A 19,248-nucleotide genomic window follows, 5' to 3' on the forward strand; every position below is an offset into this window, starting at 1 on the left:
GGAACCAAGTTGGAGATAGATTATGAATGATATGTTACAAGTGGCGAGAAGAGAAATAAAAACAGGCTTTCGCAATCCCTGGTCCTATACTTTTCTGATTCTATTCTGCGTGTTTAGTCTATGCCTACTGGTCATAAATTCTCAGAGTATCGTTCAAGGATATTCTGGTGTTACGGGATCCATGTTAAGTCTCATTCTATATTTGCTTCCGCTCATGACCTTGTTTCTTGGTTCCTTCTCCTTGACGGCAGAGAAAGAGGAAGGGAGCTGGCAATTGCTATCAACCTATCCCATTGGAACATTGTCGTTTATAGTTGGCAAATATATCGGGTTGTCGATTGTTCTATTAACGATCGTTGCTTTCGGATATGGTCTCATGGGGGTTATCAGCGGTTTAGTAGGCATGAGTTTTGATTCAACGACATACGTTCTGTTCATTGCATTTTCGTGTGGATTAGTCTTATTGTTTTTAACGTTGGCCTTGTTAATCGGTTCTTTGTCCAAAAATCGTTGGCAAGCGTTAACCGTCTCCGTATCTATATGGTTTTTTGCCGTCATTGGCTGGCAGACAATCCTTATATCCGTCTTAAATTTCTTGCCCTATACGTGGATAAAGCCTACGTTGGTAGCACTAACCTTTATCAATCCAGCTGAATTGGTCCGTTTGTTCGTCGTCATTAAGCTTGGCGGCGGATCGATCTTGGGACCAGAATATTATCAGTGGGTTGAATGGATTCAGCGATCAAGTGGCAGTTGGCTCTTTATTGCGGTTTGCATGCTATGGATTAGCTTCTCGATTATGGTTGTCTATTGGTTATGGGAGAGGGGGAGATCCCATGGATAATGATGTTGTGAAGGTCGTTGGGTTAACTAAAATCATAAAGAAACAGACGATCGTCAAGGACATTAACTTTCATATTCCTTCCGGGCAAGTTCTAGCGCTTTGCGGTGGCAATGGAGCGGGGAAAAGTACGGTACTTCGAATGATCTCGGGAATTATGCAGCCAACGGCTGGCGAGATTTTCGTGAATAACTTCCAATGGAAAAAAGATAGGAAAACGTTCTCGCAACAGATTGGATATATGCCTGACGACTATCAATTCACCCAAGGGTTAACAGCACAAGAGGCGCTAAGCTTCTGGGCAGCATTGCGACAAGTTCCTAAGGAACGAGTGGATGAAGTGCTTGAACTCGTCGGACTTGCGGAGAAGCGGAAAAGTCTGGTCCATACCTTTTCAAAAGGCATGCGTCAGCGTATTTTGTTCGCGCAAGCATTACTCAATAAACCACCGCTGCTCATTATGGACGAACCGACGAATGGATTGGATCCCTTCTGGATGAAAGCATTTGTTCAGCTCTTATTGAACATCAAGCGGGACGGGCATACCGTCATCTTCTCCACGCACCAACTCGAAATAGCGGATGAGGTGGCTGATCAGATTCTATTCTTGAACAAAGGCTTAAATGTCGGGGAAGGTTCAACAGAGCATTTCCGTGATACATTCGGTTCCATTCATGCGGCGTTTCATCATAGCCTGGGTCTTTCATGATGGGAGGTCACATGTGGAAGGGGAAGATTCGATTCCGTCGGGTTACGACAATGGTGATAATCATCGCTGCTGTACTGGCCGTCCTTTGGATCATCGTGTTCACACAAGCAGATGGAATACGCTCAAAATCTAATGCAATAAAGGTTGGGGCTAAAGCTCCTGATTTTACAGCGACAACGATATCAGGGTTGCCTGCCAGCCTATCTGAATACCGCGGAAAAATTGTATTGATTAATTTTTGGGCTTCTTACTGCACACCATGCGTAAGAGAGATGCCGCTTATTCATCAGCTTCTTCAATCACGGAATTCTGAAATAGCGTCTTTGTTCATTAATATTGGTGAAACAAAAGGTACCGTCCAAGCATTTATGGAACAACATCAATTTTCGTTTCCAGTCATTATCGATATTACCGGCAAGATATCCAAACAGTATGGAATAATCGGTCTACCGGCTACTTTTATCATTGACGAACACGGAAAGATCAGCAAAATCGTTCAGGGTGAAGTGCAAGGCGCTGCGTCTTTATTATCTTAATTTATCCAACCTGTGTGAATTAACCGCTAGGGGCTACCTCTGGCGGTTTTTTTGCGCAGAAAAAGGGGAGGTGAACGATTTTTCATGCCTACATACTTTTTTTCACCTATATAAAAACAGCAGTACACCTAAAAAATTGGAAATTGTAGGCGGTATCTCTCTTGCTTACAATGAACCCAGATGCGATTAACGACCACTTGGGAGGAATGTCAATGATCGAGCAATTCGCAACAATGAATCCGCTTACAAGAGCACGCTGTGACAAAGCTATGGAATTTATTATCCGTCAAATGGATCGTAACCTGGAGACATTTGAAGATACGTTCCCCTCGGAATGCAGTACGAATCAAGTGTACCAACAAGTGGACAATGTGGCGTGGACACCAGGGTTCTGGACGGGCATGCTATGGCTCGCGTATGAAGCTACAGGAGATGAGAAATATCGTCTCGCCGCTGATAGCCAACTTTCGAGTTATCGTCAGCGGGTGGATGAACGACGGTATACGGAGACGCATGATCTTGGATTTCTATATACGTTATCCTGCGTATCATCCTATAAGTTGACGGGAAATGAAGATGCGAAGCAATTAGCCATCGAGGCGGCGGATCTGCTCTACGCGAGATATTTAGAGAAAGCTGGCATTATCCAAGCTTGGGGCAACCTGAATGATCCGAAACAGCAAGGACGGATGATTATTGATTGTCTGATGAATTTACCGCTTCTATATTGGGCAAGTGAGGTCACAGGGGATCCCAAGTATTATCACGCTGCCGAATCGCATGTTCATCAGTCTGCCAAGTATTTAATCCGTGAGGATGCATCTAGTTTCCATACCTTTTATATGGACACGCAAACAGGTGAGCCGAAGTACGGGAGTACCGCGCAAGGATATGCAGATGATTCATGTTGGGCAAGAGGCCAAGCATGGGGGATGTATGGGTTTCCACTGTCTTATCGATATACGGGGGACGGTGAGCTTATTGAGCTTACAACGAAGCTCTCGAATTATTTTCTTGATCGTCTGCCGGAGGATCTGGTCTGTTATTGGGATCTTATCTTTACAAGCGGCCCAGAAGAGAGGGACAGCTCGGCAGCAGCCATCGCCATATGCGGACTATTGGAGACAGCCAAGCACCTGCCGTTGACGGATCCGAACCGACGTAGATACGAGAATGCGGCCTTGTCTATTTTGGATTCACTGATCGCACATTATATGGCTCAGGAGGTACCGGAATCGAATGGCATTCTGCTTCATGCGGTATACGGCAAGCCAAATGGAACGGGGATCGATGAGTGTTGCATATGGGGTGACTATTACTTCTATGAGGCATTGGTTCGCGTCACAAGGGATTGGAAGCCTTACTGGTAAAGGTGAAACATGAGGATGAAAACGAGGGTCGAGGTCAGGAACCTACGAATTGATGCTCATCAGTTACAAACGTTATGACATGGCGTGGGAAGGGTTATACCCTGAAGACATTGAAATAGTTACGACCGGAGTACGGATGGTCTGCGAGAATTCGCGATAGTTTAGTTATATTTGTAACCAATAAAAAGGAGGCGCTTTCATGAAAGGAAAAGCAAAGAAATTTGGAGTTATCTTGTTAACATCCCTGCTTGCATTATCCATCGCAGCTTGCAGTAGTTCAGGTGGAGATCAGACGCAAGAAGGTACAACTGCCGATGGGAAGACGACAGAGGGCGCTAAGTTGACCAATTTATCATACTGGGTGAGCATGCACTCCGCGGCTTCTGCGCAAATGAAAACCTATGCAGAGATGGGTATGTATAAGGAATTAGAGAATATTACCGGCGTAAAGGTTAACTTCGAACATCCACCTACGGATGCTGCGCAGGCTAAAGAACAGTTCAATCTCATGATGGTCTCAGAGAAGCTGCCGGATGTCATTGAAACCTCGTGGATTGGATATCCGGGGGGCCCGGAGAAGGCGATTCAAGATAATAAAATTATCAAGCTGAACGATCTTATCGATCAATATGCCCCGAATCTGAAAAAGCTGCTAAACGAACATCCGGATTGGAAGAAGCAAGTCACAACAGATGATGGCAATATGTATATGTTCCCGTTCTTCCGCGGCGGCGATAAGGTCCGTGTATTCTATGGGCCTTCGATCCGTAAAGATTGGTTGGATAAATTGGGTTTGGCGGTACCGACCACGATCGATGAATGGTATGAGGTTCTAACAGCATTCAAGGACAAAGATCCGAACGGCAATGGCAAGGCGGATGAAATCCCGTTATACATCACGTTAGATGACGTCGCTACGGATGCACCGTTCCTCGGCGCATGGGGGATCAACTATGGTTTCTATCAAGACGGGGGTCAAGTGAAGTACGGTCCGATGCAGCCGGAGTACAAAGATTTCCTGACGACCATGAACAAATGGTATAAAGAGGGCCTAATCGATAAAGACTTCGCAGCGCCGAACGGCAAGCTGTTCGATGCCAAAATGACCGGGAATCAGTTGGGGGCCGCACCGGTGTATAATGGGGGCGGAATTGGTAAGTATGCGAATTTGATGAAAGATAAAGACCCGAAGTTTAATCTTGTCGCTACCGAGTACCCTGTGCTGAAGAAAGGCGAGAAGCAGATGTGGGGACAGAAGGATTTTGCAACGAATGGAATCGGGGCAGCCATATCTACGAGTAACAAGAACCCGATCGAGACTGTGAAATGGTTGGATTACGCTTATGGCGAAAAGGGTGATCTGCTATTCAACTACGGTAAAGAAGGCGAAGCTTATAGCATGGTCAATGGCGTCCCAACCTTCTTGCCTGAAGTAATGAATCCACCGAGCGGTGTGAGTCTTCAACAGTCCTTTGCGAAGCACAATCGTTCCACCTGGAGTGCGCCATTCGTCTTGAGCGAGAATTTCCAAATGCAATATTTAGCGTTAGACAACCAAAAAGATGCCCTTGCGATCTGGTCGAAGCCGACTGGTGAGCGCAAAATGCCGCTTGTTACGCCGACCAATGATGAAAGCGCCCAATTCGCTTCGCTCATGACCGATATCAACACCTATAAAGATGAGATGTTCCTGAAGTTCATTATGGGTGCAGAACCTCTCGATAACTTCGATAAATATGTCAAGAAAATTCAAACGATGGGTATTGAAGATGCGCTGAAAATTCAACAAGCAGCACTAGAACGGTTCAACAAGCGTTAATCGTACCAATCATGGTGAGGTCAGGGAGAGGATTAGGGTTCTTCTCCCGGCTAACTTAGCAGAATCTACGGGAAGGGCAGGAACACAGATGAGGCAAGTCTTGGACAAGGGACCGATGAATAAGCGATCGGTTAAGAGGAAGAACGAGCCGTCGACTTGGCATATCATGGGCAAGGATATCCGCAGGAATTGGATGATCTATCTACTAGCACTACCTGTGATCGCCTACTATCTTATTTTTCATTATGGGCCGATGTATGGTCTTCAGATCGCGTTCAAGGATTTCTCTCCCGCACGGGGAATCTGGGAGAGCCCATGGGTTGGATTCAAACATTTCATGAGTTTCTTCGATGGTATTTATTTCTGGAGATTAATCCGGAATACACTTCTTATTAACATTTATGAGCTGCTGTTTGCTTTCCCTGCTGCCATTATCCTCGCGCTCCTGCTGAATGAAATTCGTGGGATGATGTTCAAACGTTGGGTGCAGACCATCTCGTATTTACCCCATTTTATTTCGATTGTGGTTGTGGCAGGCATGATGTTCGATTTCTTAAGCCGGGACGGACTCATCAACCAATTGCTCGGATTTATCGGGATTGCGCCGATTGATTTCTTGAAAGAAGCGGGTTGGTTCCGATTCCTGTTCGTCTCCTCGGGGATATGGCAAGGGATTGGATGGGGTTCGATTATTTATTTGGCCTCGATCGCCAATATTGATCCCACGTTGTATGAAGCGGCAAAAATTGATGGTGCCAACCGGTGGAGGCAGACGTTCCATATCACCATACCCGGGATTATGCCAACGATTGTCATCATGCTGATTCTTAATATGGGGAATATGCTCTCTGTCGGCAGCGATAAAGTACTGCTGCTCTATAACCCGTTGACCTATGAGACAGCGGACGTGATCTCGACATATGTCTATCGCAAAGGGATTCTCGAAGCAAGTTACAGCTTTACGGCAGCAGTTGGTCTATTCAACTCCGTAATTAGCTTCATTCTTATTGTATCGGCGAACGCCATCAGCAAACGCGTGTCCGAGAATAAACTGTGGTAAGGAGGGATCCATGACATGGGTGCACAAACTGTTGGTGAGAAGGTATTCGGCGTTTTCAATACGATACTGATGCTGGGTCTATGCTTTGTTACGTTATATCCGTTCGTATATGTGCTGTTCGCCTCCTTCAGTGATGCAACGGCCTTCCTCCAACATCGCGGGCTGCTGCTTCGTCCCGTTGGTTTTAATTTGGATGCGTATAAGGCCGTTTTTCAGAATCCAATGATTATTAGCGGATATAAGAACACATTGTTCTATGTGACCGTTGGGACGGCAATTAACTTATTGATGACAGCAGTGGGAGCCTATGTACTCTCGCGACGCAATCTGTTTTTTCGTAACTACTTGATGTTTGCCATTGTATTGACGATGGTGTTCCATGGGGGCCTCATTCCTACATTCATGTTGATAAACAAGCTGGGCATGATGAACACCCCTTGGGCCTTATTGATTCCGAGTGCGATCTCGACCTTTAACTTAATCATTATGCGGACAGCATTCCAAGGCATTCCCGTATCTCTGGAGGAATCGGCGAAGATTGATGGCGCCGGGGAGCTGACGATCTTGTTCCGGATTATCATTCCGTTATCGATGCCCGTCATGGCAGTTATGATTCTGTGGTATGCCGTCGGACATTGGAACTCTTATTTCTCCGCGCTCGTGTATCTGAGAGATCGTACGTTGCATCCATTACAGCTGGTCCTTCGGGATATACTGATAGCGAATTCGACGGATTCGATGTCGACGGGGGCTGCTGCAGATGATAAATACGCAATTGGAGAAACGATCAAATACGCCACGATTATTATTTCAACGCTGCCGATTATCTGTCTGTATCCATTCCTGCAGAAGTATTTTGTGAAGGGCGTGTTGATTGGTGCGATTAAGGAATAAATAGGTATCCTAACCTGCCTGCCTGCATTATAATACTCGTAAACGTTTTCATTTGGGTATTAATGTAAGTCATCTTATGGAGGTAGGGGGGATCATTCGTGAAATGGTCACGAGGATTGCTTAGGTTTCGTCATTTGAAAAGTGTATGGATCACGATGGTTGTCTCCAATTTAGTCATGCTGCTCATCCCTTTATCCATTGGTGTTTTTCTATATGGCAAAGTAGAAGACAGTCTCGAGCAGGGCGCGAATCGATCGAATCAAGCGATGCTGGAGCAGCTCAAATTGTCACTCGATATCGAATTGAAAGAAGTAGACAAGCTGGCGCAGCAGATTGTATTCGATCCGAAACTCGATTATTTGCTCAAGTTAAAAGAGGACCAGAGTGGTTTTGACCGCTATAAGTTTATCGAATTTATGCACGGGCCGGCTTTTCGCTCGAACCTCCGTTCCAATTTCATATTGGATTATTATGTATATTTCCGCAAGAGTGACCTGGTGCTGAAATCGGGTCTGTTAACAGATTCTCGCAAATTTTATGACATGTACTACAGCTATGAAGGTAAGACGTATGAGACATGGCGAGACGAAGTATTACACGGATTTCATACGATGGCCTACTTACCTTCGGCTACATTGCTCCGACGTTCAGAAATGGATCCGATGAAGAGTATTGAGAATACACCACGGGATGTCATTACCTTTACCCAGTCACTCCCAGGCCGCGATCGAAAAGATATTACAGGTAGCTTTGTCATTCTCATTGATGAGAGCCGCGTGAAAGAAATGTTCGCGCAAATTGAATATGCGAGTGACAGTTCCATCTACGTCGTCGATGGTGAGGGCCGAACCATCATGTCCACGGAGCGAGATCCGCTTCCTGCTTCATTGTTTCGTCAAATCCATCACGATGAGGGTCTGTTCAATGAGAAGCTGAACGGCGATCCGAAGGTAGTCTCATACACTTCCTCTGAGAAAGAGGGATGGAAGTACATCCTGGTAACGCCGCGAAGTGTCTATATGCAGCAATTGAATCTCATTCAAGAATGGACGCTGATTCTATTTCTCCTCTGTTTAGGGATTGGCGTAATTGCTGCGGTTATCATCGCTTACCGTAATTACAGTCCGATCCGTAAAGCTGTCGATGTTATCCCTAGGGGAACGGGATGGCAAGGGCGGCAAGCTGTGAACGAATATGAGCTCATCCAGAGGACCATTGAAGATTCCCTCCAGGAAGAGCGAAATTTACGCAACCTATTAGCGAGACAGGCGCCTGTCCTTCGGTCCAATTATTTGTCTCGATTAATTCGGGGACAAATGGATGTCGATACGACAGAGAAAGGCGTGCAGTCGCTGCAATTTATGGATATTACGTTTATGAGTGAATATTTCTCGGTGATGATTATTCAACTGGATAGCATTGCAAGATTTCATATCGAACACGACGAGCAGCAGTGGGCATTGGCCCGATTCATTATATCGAATGTCGGAACGGATATGATTCAGGCTCCGCATCAGACCTTCGCGGTGGAATTGGATCGGGATCGCATTGTATTCCTGAATAACTTCGCGGCAGATCGAGCCGAAGGGATGGACTCGGACATTCAAGAGATGGCCGAATCGCTCAAGCAAATGATTGAAGACAGGTTCCATATTGATATTACGGTCTCCGTCGGTCTGACGCATGTAGGAGCGAAGAGCATCGGCGAGAGTTACGCGGAAGCGGTCGCGGCACTGGAATACCGAATTATTAAAGGTGGCGGTACCATCATTTATTTCCGGGATATTACCAACGTCCATTCCCATTACTATTACCCGATTGATATTGAGGTTCAGCTCATTAATTTCGTGCGTAGCGGGGATATGGAGAATGTGCTGAAGCTCCTTGATACGATCTATGCTATGAACTTCGAATCCGGCGGTATCACGCCGGAAGTAGGGAGATGCTTGTTCTTTAATATGACGAGCACATTCCTCAAGATCATGAACGCGACAGGTACGGATCAGCGGGTTATTCTCGGCCCCGATATCGACCTGATCAAAGATATCTTCTCCTATGAGACGGCTGATAGTATGTATCGGCGCATTCAACAATTGTACGAGATGCTCACGGGATCATTCGTTATCGAGCGAACGGATCATCGTGTGCAGCTGCTTCAAGATATGGAACAATTTCTGGACGAGAATTTCACCGATCCGAATTTGGGTCTTGTGATGATCTCAGATCAGTTTGGCATGACACCTCAATATATCTCTACCTTCTATAAGAAGTGCAGCGGGATGAATGTCATTGATTCGATTACCCGCAGGCGAATTCAGAAGGCCAAGATACTCATGACCACCAAGGAAATGACCAATGCTCAACTTGCACAATTGGTGGGGTATACAAGTGACGTCGTATTTATCCGTGCATTCAAGAAAATTGAAGGCGTAACGCCAGGTAAATATCGGGAGAATTTCCTGACGTTTATCTCGGACGAAGTCGGATAATTGAAGAATCAAGTTTACAGTTAAGTTAGAAGGATAGCATGGTACGAGGGAATCTCGTCTGTGCTATCTTTTTTGTAAAAGACTCAACGTACGGGCAGTATTAGTCAACACTTCTTATCATTCACGTATAATTTATAAGTAAATGTTGGATTGAAAGGGATGGGAATCTTGCTAATGGTATCAAACCTGTTCAATGACTATAGTTCGAACGAAAGAGTCACAGGAGGTGCGTTCCGATAGATATGAATTCGAAAACCCAACAATCGAAAACAAAATCGCTGGTTTGGTCGGGTTACGCAGTGTTTATTTGGTCCATTTCCTATATGCTTCCTCACCTTTATTGGGCTTTAGGTGGCAAAATGGGTGGGGGTATTCTAAAACCTAATATAGTACATTCGCTCCATTTTGAATTTATTAATTGGATTGCAACTGTATTTCTAACCGTTGTCGGACTCATTGGTCTTGCATTTATTTATTGGAATAAGGGCAGAGTTTCTAGTTATATGTTGTTATTTATATCCTGGGCAGGGTGTTCGTTATCCGCTTCGCACGGCATTTTTGGAATTGTTTATCGAATACTTCAAATTAGTGGGGTAGTTGGTTTGGAGTCGGGATCATTTCACATCCATGAAGATGCCTATGTGTTGTGGGATCTACTGCTCTTTGAACCGTGGTTTTTGATCGAGGGGATTTTATTAGGCATTGTAGGATTGTGTTTCTTGAAAGAAGCTCGTAGTAGAAAGATCTGGCTGGCGGCATGCATATTCGGCGTTATTTTCGGCTTGATCACTGGGATTATGGGTGTGCGATTTGCATAGCAATCAAGAACGGATAAATATACTCTAAACAGAATTATAAAATTGATTCGATATTAGAAAAGGATCAGAGATGAAATCCAATGATTGGACTAACGGGAAACTATACCGCATTAACCATTAGAAATAGGCAGCCGAGTTTATCGGCTGTCTTTTCCCTGCTAAAGCGCTAATGGAGCCTATCGAAAGGGTTATTATGGTTCTTCACGAATATTAATTGTGAGAGGGGATGAAAGGTGTGAAGGTTGTTAGTTTGCAAGGGCTCGATCAGTATGATATTTATGAGCAGGAATTTTCTTATGGGGATACTCGATTATTTGCCTTTCATAATAAAAGAGATTTTTCTAATGAAGACCATCATCAGATTGAATATAGCTTTTACAAAGGCGTTCTTTTACATGATTCGTGTGTCGAAACCTATGAAACTTATTATTTCCCGGAGAAAAATGTGTTTCGTTTGAGTGAAAATGGATGTAACGCTACGTTATATTACCTAAATTACAGTGATAATTATAAAAGTAGTGATGAGCATAAAAGCGTTTCGCTTCACAAATTAAATTGTCGTTCAAAAGATAATACCCTTGTTTCTATACGAAACTTCAATTCACCTGCTATAGCATCAAAAGATGATTTCATGTACGATCTAACTTTTGTAGGTATTGATGAACGTTATGTGTTCCTTTCTTTCTATTAGGAGAAGAGCGCGTGAAACATTACTACGTGATTGATTCTTCGACGGGAGAGTGGATACCCTTTGCTCCAGATCCTATGTTGAATGCTCTAGAATACTTCTCAATTCTAGGTAATCAGTTTCCTTATATTGTAATTAAAACAGGCCAGTATTTTTCTGAAGAAAAAAAGCGATGGTGGGTAAATAAAAGCATTGATAATGTTGATGAGCATCTTGTAGTGATTAAGGCTGCGGAATTTGTTGAACTAGCTAGAAGAGGCTCTTTAGATCTCCGTCCCTATGTAATTCATACATGTGGGAATAATAGTGCATTTGCAGGGTATATCTTTGATTCAAATGAAATCGTTTATTATACGATTCACTTTGATCGTTCTACCACTACGATCATAAGATATAATCCTTTAACTTTTGATAAGGAAAGTCTAAGTTTTGACGGATGGCACGATTTTATCAGATGCATTTATAACAAGTATTATTCTATACTTAGTCCAGGCAGTGATCAAAAAACTACATTATATATCCTGGATACAATGGAAGAAGTCGTTACAATCTATCCACCAGAACATTTTGTATGGTTGGATGGCGAAAATGTACTTACCTTTACATTCTTACCTAATGGTAAGACGAGATTGACCTCGAAAAATATTGTGACAAACCATGAAATTATTCTTGGTGAAGGGATTTGTTATCTTGATTTAGATAGAGATGTTGTGACACTTATAGAGCGAGCAGGAAACTGAGTTGGAAGGTGAAATAGGATAATGAAGGGCGATACTCTGCATTCCGCTAACGGGACATGATAGTGAAATAATGACTGCTTCGGAGGTCGTTTTTATTTATTCAGTTAGCGGGCAGGGTAACGAAACTTAATTTAAGGAGAATCATCTAACAATATAGAAATTTAATAGAAGCATTTATCCTTTCAAAGGGGCTGTCTGTGAGGGGGCTAAAGATAGGTCGAGTGCGTGTCATTCATGGGCATGTATGGTTTTCTTTTCTTGATCCAGACTGCAACGTATTTACAGTGACATCACCATTAATTCAACAATCGGAGGTTTGAAAATGACTAAACCAACATTTTATGGTGTAGGGATATTTGTTCCTGTTACAAACTTGGAACGATCAACGAAGTGGTATACGGAAATGTTAGGATTCGAAATTATTCAACGCGACGAACCGAATGCAACGGTATTGATGATGAATGACCATCGTGTAGTATTCTGTCTCGTGCTTTCCTTCGAAATTGAGCATCGATCGTTTCCTAAAAACAATTACCAAGTAGAACAGTATTTCAATTTTCATACCAAGGATGTGAATAGTAGTTACCAGGTTTTGAAGGAGAAGGGGGCCGATATTGGAGAAATTGAGCAATTCGATGGCGGTATTCATGGATTCTCCCTTCGCGATCCAGATGGGAACAAATACGGCGTCGTGAACTGATGCCCCCCCCCAAACATTTTAAGGCATCCGGATTCTTGATGGGTGCCTTTTCTCAGCAAATAGGAGTTTAATTTGTCATGTATACGGTTGATGACCCTAAGAATCTGGCCGTTGGGTTTAAGCTTTCTGAAGGGATGGAGGTACCTGCGGAGTTAGGGAAGTTTGACAGGCAGAAGTTTAAGCTGGTGGGCACCATTCGTGGTCATTAAAGAAGAATAGTAAAGGAAGACGGAAGAAAGAGGCTGGTTATGCCAGCCCCTCTTTCAATTCTTTTTCTCCAACTCCGCCTTTAATCTTGCATTCTCTTCCAACAGCTTTTGAACGTCCGGGACATCCTTGCCGGATAACCAGCCATACAAATCGTCTCTTGCTGCATACTCCGGCAATTGATCACGAAGTACCATTTTAATGTGCCGTACATCTTCAACATAATAGGTAGGGATTTGTTCCATGACCGATTGCTTAAACTCTTGAAACTCCTGATAGTATTCAATTGCTGCGAAGTCGTATGGCTTTTGTCTTAATGCTTCATCTGTGACAACAAAAGCAAATCTAGGTTTGCCCGCTTCTCCGGCATACTCATACTCCCAATGCGTATAGCTCTTGGATTCATCAGGAAGCGTTAAACCATAGAATCCTCCGAGAATCAGGATATATACATCGGAGTCGTCGATCCATCTCTTCCTGATTTTCAATGGACTTTCCTTGAAAAATTGCTCGATTCCGGCTGGGATATGACCGGCTTGAAGTACGGCTTCAACAGCGGTATGTCTTTCCTCAATAAGATCGTAGTAAGTAGACGATATGTAAATTTGTAATTTTTTTCTCATAGGCCCACCCAAATTAAAGAATTAGTATAAAAAGAATTTACCACTCCCTCACTTTATTTGTCAAAAATGACTAGGGTTATCATGCGGCAAGCTTGCACCAGACGGCAAATAGGAGGTTTATTCGTGCAGAAGAAGTGGAAAAAAAATTTCTGATCAATAATCCTGTTGAGCTGGACCGGGTTCAGATCGATCGTTCGGTTTGGGGAATGGACGCCATTGGATCCGTAGCCGCGTTGTGCTAACTGGCAGAGTACATTAATAATCTTCAAAATAAAAGGAATATAGAATCGAGGACTGGTACATAACTAGCACCTATAGCAGAGCCTCCGCAAACTCAATCATCCCCTTGAAGCGCTTATATTTACGGATGATCCCTTTTTCCTACGGATGAAGCGCCGATCGATGAAAAAAGCGATGAGCAAGGACAGGATGCCAAGCAAAACCGGTATGCCAAACGCTTCAAAAGAGAAGGGGCTGCCTTCCAGCTTCAGGTGGTCGGTGGCACGATACTCGAGCCGCTTGGCGGCAAATTTCGCCGTCTGGATATCCTCCTGCCCGGCCAAATCCTCGAATGCGGGATCCATTGCGAACCGATCCGCCGCGTCGTGGTGCAGGAACAGCAGTTTCGCGCTGTTGCCGCTGTTTTTCCATTGGTTGATGTCTTCGGCGGCTGCAGATTCGGCATCGGCACCGACGACAATCATTTTCACCAGCTTCGGTACGTTTTTGATCTGATAACGCGCGACTAGGTTCAGGCCATGCTTCGTTACGATCAGTTTGTTCGCGCTGGAAACGGTCAACGTCGTCGTCGTACCGGAAGCGGCATAAGTATCGAATGCGGCGGACAAATCCAGTTCATCGGCGCCGTTATAAAGCAGCACGCCCGCCTTTACTTTGTTCCATTGAAAAGCGTTGTTCAGTACGTACGTTATATCGCTCAGCCCGGCATCGAACTGTTTCATTTGCGGGTTTGTCACGTAATCGTAAGAGGGATAGTTCATCTCTTTCGCCACTTTTTTCGCCGCCGCCTCGCCCAATTGCTGGGAGATGACGTATAGCGTAGCGTCGATCCCCGATGTCAGACCGGCAGATGAAACGATATTGCCTTGCGGGACGTAGCGCCGATCTTTCACCCACTGGATTTCCGGATATTTTTTAATGAGCCGGTTGATGTCTCCCCAGTGCGTCGCGGCCGATTTGCCGTTCAGCAGGCCGGTATCCGCCAGGTTTTCAGCCCCGTTGCAAATGGAGATCAATGTCGTCTTGGCGCTCGAGTGCTTCCGAATCCATTCACGGACAGGCGCATATTTTTTCTCGTCCAAAATCGGCATAAACGGAATGACGATAATGTCCGGGCTTTTGCTGAGCATCGCATCCATTTCGTCAAACGAATAATGCGGGACGACATCGAGTCCGCCGGTTAATGATTTAATTTCGCGATCGGGGGCAACGCCGTATACATTGTAAGCTTCAGTCATCGCAAACATCTCGTACGGGACGAGAAAATCGAACACTTCCGTCGCTTCGTTCGCCAGCAGCACGGCCACTGTCGGTTTGTTCGCGTCATATTTCGGTACCTGCACATCCGTCAATGCAGGAGGTGCTTTATCGTAAACCGACATTCCGGGATTCATCGTATTGACGAACCCGACCGCGCCTGTCCCCCCTACGACGACGATAAAAACGATGAGATAGATCATGATGCGTAATACAGTTTTCACTTGCTTCGCTCCTTCCAGCTCGATTGTGCACCCTTAAAATTTAACAAAACAAGAAGAACATATCATCTGTCTGTGGTTCAGTAGAGGGGCACTCCTAAAGTTTGGGCGGCCACTGGACCCTAGTCTGTTTTCATTAAGGTGTCTTCGTTTTTTTATCCCTTTTTGGCACAAGCTGAAGAGCTCTTTATGTATGTTGGTTGTTGCGCTAACGGGACACTATAGCTTAATAAAAAACTAAAACGCGGCTGCCGGCATGATCGGCAACCGCGTTTTGCTAAAGGGCAGGATAGTTTCAACAAAGTTTATTATAGTCCATAAGTAGAGTTTTCTATTGTAATTACTGGGCAGAAGCTTTGATCATCTGCTGGGGAATGAAAACGTGTAATTAAGTATGCGCACATTTGTAAGGTATTGGCAAGTAAACAGGACTAAAAACATAGATAGATTTGGGGTTGCACATGGCTCAATGAACGCAAAAAGAGACATAGAAGCGATTCTATGGCTCTTTGGTAAAGATACGCTTTGCCAAATGGAGGTTGCATCCGATTATCCTTCCGATATTTTCTTGGGCCGCTTCAAGAACAGCGAGAAGAAAATACCAATGACAGTAATGATTGTCGCAACGACGAAGGCATCATTAATTCCGCTGATGGTGGATGCTTTCGTCACCAATCCTCCAATGATCGATAACGTATAAGCGCCGCCCATTTCTGAAGGGAGTCCTGTAAGCGATGAGATGCCTGTACTCAAGTTTGCGAAGTTCTCGGATGCAATCGTATTGCTCAACGTCAAATTGTTCGAATAGGATGCCACATGTTCAGTTGTTCTTGTCGACATGACCGTTACAAGCACTGCGGTTCCAAATGAACTGGCAACCTGACGCATCGTATTGGACACCGCCGTGCCATGACCCTTTAATTTCGGAGGCAGCGCATTGAGCCCCTCTGTCATGATCGTCATCATAATGAAGGAAATCCCGAAACTTCTTAGCGCATAGAGCGTCATCAGGTGGTAATACGTCGACTCATCGGTTAACTTCGTGAACTGATAGGTTGTAATCGAAGTGATCAGTAAACCGATGATCGCGAGCGGTCTTACGCCGAATTTATCAAATAACGTACCCGAGATCGGCGACATCACACCCATCAGCAGTGCTCCAGGCAGCAGCAGCAACCCCGACTCCAAAGCGGTATAGCCCCGAATATTCTGAACATAAATCGGGAGTAGGAGCATCGCCCCGAACATCGCCATATTCACGATGACGCTTACGACGGTCGACATGGTGAAGGTGAGATTTTTGAATACCGTCAAATTCAAAAGAGGGCTGCTCGTCGTCATCTCCCTTATGACGAAGAAGATGAGGAATAGGACTCCGACGATAATGGAAATATCCACGACAGGATCTCCCCAGCCTCTGCTTCCAGCCTCGCTAAGCCCATACAGTAGCGCTCCAAAGCCTACGGTCGATAAGACGGCCCCTTGCCAATCCAGCTTAGGGTAAGTGAGCTTCAGTATATTAGACAAATATTTGAAAGTCAGGATGACTTCGATCGCGCCGAGCGGAACCATGACAAAGAACAAGATGCGCCATGAAAAATGCTCCACCATGTAGCCTGCAAAGGTCGGTCCGAGCGCAGGCGCGAACATCATCGCAATCCCCATCATGCCCATGGCGCGCCCCATATGCTCGGGGGGGAAGATGCGCAGGAAGATATTGGTGACGAGCGGCATCAATACGCCTGCTCCAATGGCTTGCACGATGCGCCCGACCAATACAACGGAGAAGGTTGGACCCAAGCCGCAAATGAGGGATCCGATCGTGAACATCGCCATCGCCATGGCAAATAGTATACGGGTCGAAATGGACTCCATTAGAAAGGCACTGATGGGAATCATAATCGCATTGGCCAACATGAACCCTGTTGATAACCATTGAACCGTCGTCGTGGACACATTCAAATCCGTCATCATGTGTGGGATGGCGACATTCACCATGGTTTGGTTCAAGATCGCAATGAACATCCCGAGGATGAGAACGGTAACCGTAGGTGCTATCCTTTTTTCGCTCATATGGCCCCCCCTTATTTATGGATACGTATAGATACGCTCATCCCGGGAACCAATCCGAGACCGCGGTACCCGTCCAAAGAGATTTTGATAGGAATGACTTGCGTCACCTTCGTATAATTTCCTGTCGTGTTGGAGGTAGGTAATAGGGAAAAGGTTCCGGCGGTTGCAAGTCCAATCTGATCGACCTTGCCTGTCAGTGCCGTACCGGGAAAAGAGTCTACGTAAACATCGACGGTCTGATTCACTTTCACGTCGTTAATCTGAGTCTCTTTCACATTGGCGGTGACGTACAAGTCCCCTAGATCGAACGCTTTCGCAAGCGACATTCCTGCTCCGACTATGGTATTGACCGCGGCGTTTTGTAGGACGATTGTAGCGGAATGTGGCATCTTAATGGATACATTGCCTTTATCCGTGAGCACGGTGCCAAGATCTTGCCCAGCCGTATACGTATCGCCTACCTTGCCTCGCCAAGACTGCAGCAAGCCTGGAGACGTCGATGCTATCGTGATAGCTTGACCGTCTACCTTGGCATTGTCCGTTGAAATATAGTTGATGGACTGATTGTAATAGTAGACGGCAACGGCACCTCCCCCTAACAGAATGAGAAGTACCAGAATATTCACAATGACAATTCGAGAGCTTTTCATTTCGATCGATTCCTTCCTATTGCAGAGCAATTGTTAGTGTGTTGGAACTTAGTGTTTCGATAGCGCTTGCCAATTATCCATAAAGATGGATAGTAATAGGACGATCGAGGAAAAGTATATAGCAGCAAGTAAAGAGATGTTGGAGGGAAAGCATGCATGAACATATATATCGTGTACGACAGCGAGGATGGCCATACGGAGGCGTTGGCGAAGGCAATAGCGCAAGGCGTACAGGGCGTTCAAGGAGCTCATGCATATCTGTACCATGTGGATCAAGCGGATGTTCATGATCTTGAGCGCATGGATGCGATCATCTGGGGTTGTCCTGGGCATTTTGGCAGTATCAGCGCAGGTCTGAAGACGTGGATCGACAAACTAGGCTATTTATGGGCTCACGGTAAGCTGGTGGACAAGCTGGGGGCAGTCTTCTGTACGATCGCGACCGAACATGGCGGTATTGAAGCTACGATGTTAAATTTGATTACGCCGATGCTTCACCAAGGTATGATAATCGTTGGATTGCCGGCTACGGTTCCCGAAAATGTGTTATATGGATCGTACTACGGCGTAGGGATCACTTGCCGCTTGGAAGAATCGCCAGACGATTCACCCAATTTACCGAGCGAGGATGAAATGGCCCTAGGAAAAGCATTAGGCGAACGCGTCGCGCGCTTAGCGGGCAAAATGACAGGCCGAGGGGTGAGATGATCGAATGCTCATTATCGGATATGGCATTGTGGCGCTTGTTGTCATTATCATCTTAATCATAGTGAACGTACGGCATGCGAATCGGTCATCTAGGCAAAAATCTTCCACAATAACTGACTCCGTAACGAAGACAGAACCTGTTACCGAGTCGGTAACAGAAACCGAGTTACACGTGGATTCTCCGCTTATCGATGTGTCTGTCACAAGCGTAAGTCAGGATATACCAGTAGAACAGGAGGCTGTCGCACCACCTGCGGCAAATGACGCATCCTTCCGGCAATCGCTTAGGCAATTAAAACAAACCACGGAGAAAACGGATAACCGGCAGCCCATTAACTTCGGCAAGATGTCCGACGCCGATTACCGGAAAGCGATGCAAACCTTGCGGAATGCTTCCAAAAAAGAGTAACCCCGAATTCGCTTCGAAGTTGTGAATCTTAGAAGAGTCGTCATCATTCGCAGATTTTTCTGCATGGTGGCGGTTTTTTTGTTAACGGGCAGATTAGTTGAAGATAAATTGTGGTGAACCATATCATAAGTAGGGCGAAATTGTAAATATTAGGAGAGTAGGTATTCTCCATTTTGAATTGGGGACAAACTCACCC

The 19,248-nt window shown here is 45.2% G+C and carries 18 protein-coding genes and 1 pseudogene; 15 read left to right on the forward strand and 4 right to left on the reverse strand.

The features are described 5' to 3' along the window. The first annotated feature begins 22 nt into the window (after positions 1-22). From AC3WU2_RS04480 to AC3WU2_RS04540, 13 genes and pseudogenes are all read left to right on the forward strand, one after another. Complete coding sequence (locus AC3WU2_RS04480) at positions 23-844, forward strand: ABC transporter permease (protein ID WP_492451647.1); 822 nt, start codon at positions 23-25, stop codon at positions 842-844. Beyond that, complete coding sequence (locus AC3WU2_RS04485) at positions 837-1,550, forward strand: ABC transporter ATP-binding protein (protein ID WP_492451649.1); 714 nt, start codon at positions 837-839, stop codon at positions 1,548-1,550. The genes AC3WU2_RS04480 and AC3WU2_RS04485 overlap by 8 nt, the downstream gene beginning before the upstream one ends. Before the next feature lie 11 nt (positions 1,551-1,561). Further along, a complete protein-coding gene (locus AC3WU2_RS04490) occupies positions 1,562-2,086 on the forward strand; it encodes a redoxin domain-containing protein (RefSeq protein WP_492451651.1) in 525 nt (174 codons plus the stop codon). A gap of 212 nt (positions 2,087-2,298) precedes the next feature. Further along, positions 2,299-3,456: a glycoside hydrolase family 88 protein gene (locus tag AC3WU2_RS04495; RefSeq protein WP_492451653.1), complete on the forward strand. Its 1,158-nt coding sequence runs from the start codon at positions 2,299-2,301 to the stop codon at positions 3,454-3,456. Between the two features lie 199 nt (positions 3,457-3,655). Further along, complete coding sequence (locus tag AC3WU2_RS04500; RefSeq protein WP_492451654.1) at positions 3,656-5,275, forward strand: type 2 periplasmic-binding domain-containing protein; 1,620 nt, start codon at positions 3,656-3,658, stop codon at positions 5,273-5,275. Positions 5,276-5,390: 115 nt separating this feature from the next. After that, complete coding sequence (locus AC3WU2_RS04505) at positions 5,391-6,335, forward strand: ABC transporter permease (protein ID WP_492452188.1); 945 nt, start codon at positions 5,391-5,393, stop codon at positions 6,333-6,335. A gap of 15 nt (positions 6,336-6,350) precedes the next feature. Further along, entirely contained in the window at positions 6,351-7,229 is an 879-nt protein-coding gene (locus AC3WU2_RS04510) for a carbohydrate ABC transporter permease (protein ID WP_492451656.1), read from the forward strand. Positions 7,230-7,327: 98 nt separating this feature from the next. After that, complete coding sequence (locus AC3WU2_RS04515; protein ID WP_492451658.1) at positions 7,328-9,718, forward strand: helix-turn-helix domain-containing protein; 2,391 nt, start codon at positions 7,328-7,330, stop codon at positions 9,716-9,718. Between the two features lie 242 nt (positions 9,719-9,960). Beyond that, positions 9,961-10,536: a DUF3995 domain-containing protein gene (locus AC3WU2_RS04520; RefSeq protein ID WP_492451660.1), complete on the forward strand. Its 576-nt coding sequence runs from the start codon at positions 9,961-9,963 to the stop codon at positions 10,534-10,536. A gap of 235 nt (positions 10,537-10,771) precedes the next feature. After that, on the forward strand, positions 10,772-11,227 hold the full coding sequence (locus AC3WU2_RS04525; protein ID WP_492451662.1) for a hypothetical protein: 456 nt from the start codon (positions 10,772-10,774) through the stop codon (positions 11,225-11,227). 11 nt (positions 11,228-11,238) lie between these two features. Further along, positions 11,239-11,964: a hypothetical protein gene (locus AC3WU2_RS04530; protein WP_492451663.1), complete on the forward strand. Its 726-nt coding sequence runs from the start codon at positions 11,239-11,241 to the stop codon at positions 11,962-11,964. A 322-nt stretch (positions 11,965-12,286) separates the two neighbouring features. After that, complete coding sequence (locus AC3WU2_RS04535) at positions 12,287-12,664, forward strand: VOC family protein (RefSeq protein WP_492451665.1); 378 nt, start codon at positions 12,287-12,289, stop codon at positions 12,662-12,664. Between the two features lie 74 nt (positions 12,665-12,738). After that, positions 12,739-12,873: pseudogene (locus AC3WU2_RS04540) on the forward strand (DUF8821 family protein); the annotation flags it as partial. 54 nt (positions 12,874-12,927) lie between these two features. On the opposite strand, the gene AC3WU2_RS04545 reads toward AC3WU2_RS04540, so the two are convergent. From AC3WU2_RS04545 to AC3WU2_RS04560, 4 genes are all read right to left on the reverse strand, one after another. Then, the gene (locus AC3WU2_RS04545) at positions 12,928-13,494 is read right to left on the reverse strand and encodes a DUF4062 domain-containing protein (protein WP_379345466.1); all 567 of its coding nucleotides are present in this window, start codon (positions 13,492-13,494) and stop codon (positions 12,928-12,930) included. A gap of 338 nt (positions 13,495-13,832) precedes the next feature. Beyond that, positions 13,833-15,215 (reverse strand): DJ-1/PfpI family protein, encoded by a 1,383-nt coding sequence (locus AC3WU2_RS04550; protein WP_492451668.1) that lies wholly within the window; start codon positions 15,213-15,215, stop codon positions 13,833-13,835. A 546-nt stretch (positions 15,216-15,761) separates the two neighbouring features. Then, entirely contained in the window at positions 15,762-17,285 is a 1,524-nt protein-coding gene (locus AC3WU2_RS04555; protein ID WP_492451670.1) for a DHA2 family efflux MFS transporter permease subunit, read from the reverse strand. A gap of 11 nt (positions 17,286-17,296) precedes the next feature. Beyond that, positions 17,297-17,935 (reverse strand): HlyD family secretion protein, encoded by a 639-nt coding sequence (locus AC3WU2_RS04560; protein WP_492451672.1) that lies wholly within the window; start codon positions 17,933-17,935, stop codon positions 17,297-17,299. Positions 17,936-18,091: 156 nt separating this feature from the next. Here AC3WU2_RS04560 and AC3WU2_RS04565 point away from each other — a divergent pair, with 156 nt between their 5' ends. Together AC3WU2_RS04565 and AC3WU2_RS04570 are read left to right on the forward strand one after the other, a co-directional pair. Next, positions 18,092-18,643 carry an NAD(P)H-dependent oxidoreductase gene (locus AC3WU2_RS04565; RefSeq protein ID WP_492451674.1) on the forward strand — a complete coding sequence of 184 codons (552 nt, stop codon included), beginning with the start codon at positions 18,092-18,094 and terminating at the stop codon, positions 18,641-18,643. Between the two features lie 4 nt (positions 18,644-18,647). Continuing rightward, complete coding sequence (locus tag AC3WU2_RS04570; RefSeq protein ID WP_492451676.1) at positions 18,648-19,052, forward strand: hypothetical protein; 405 nt, start codon at positions 18,648-18,650, stop codon at positions 19,050-19,052. The last annotated feature ends 196 nt before the right edge of the window (positions 19,053-19,248 follow it).

It is taken from the genome of Paenibacillus sp. EB106-05-06-XG162 (genome assembly GCF_058791655.1).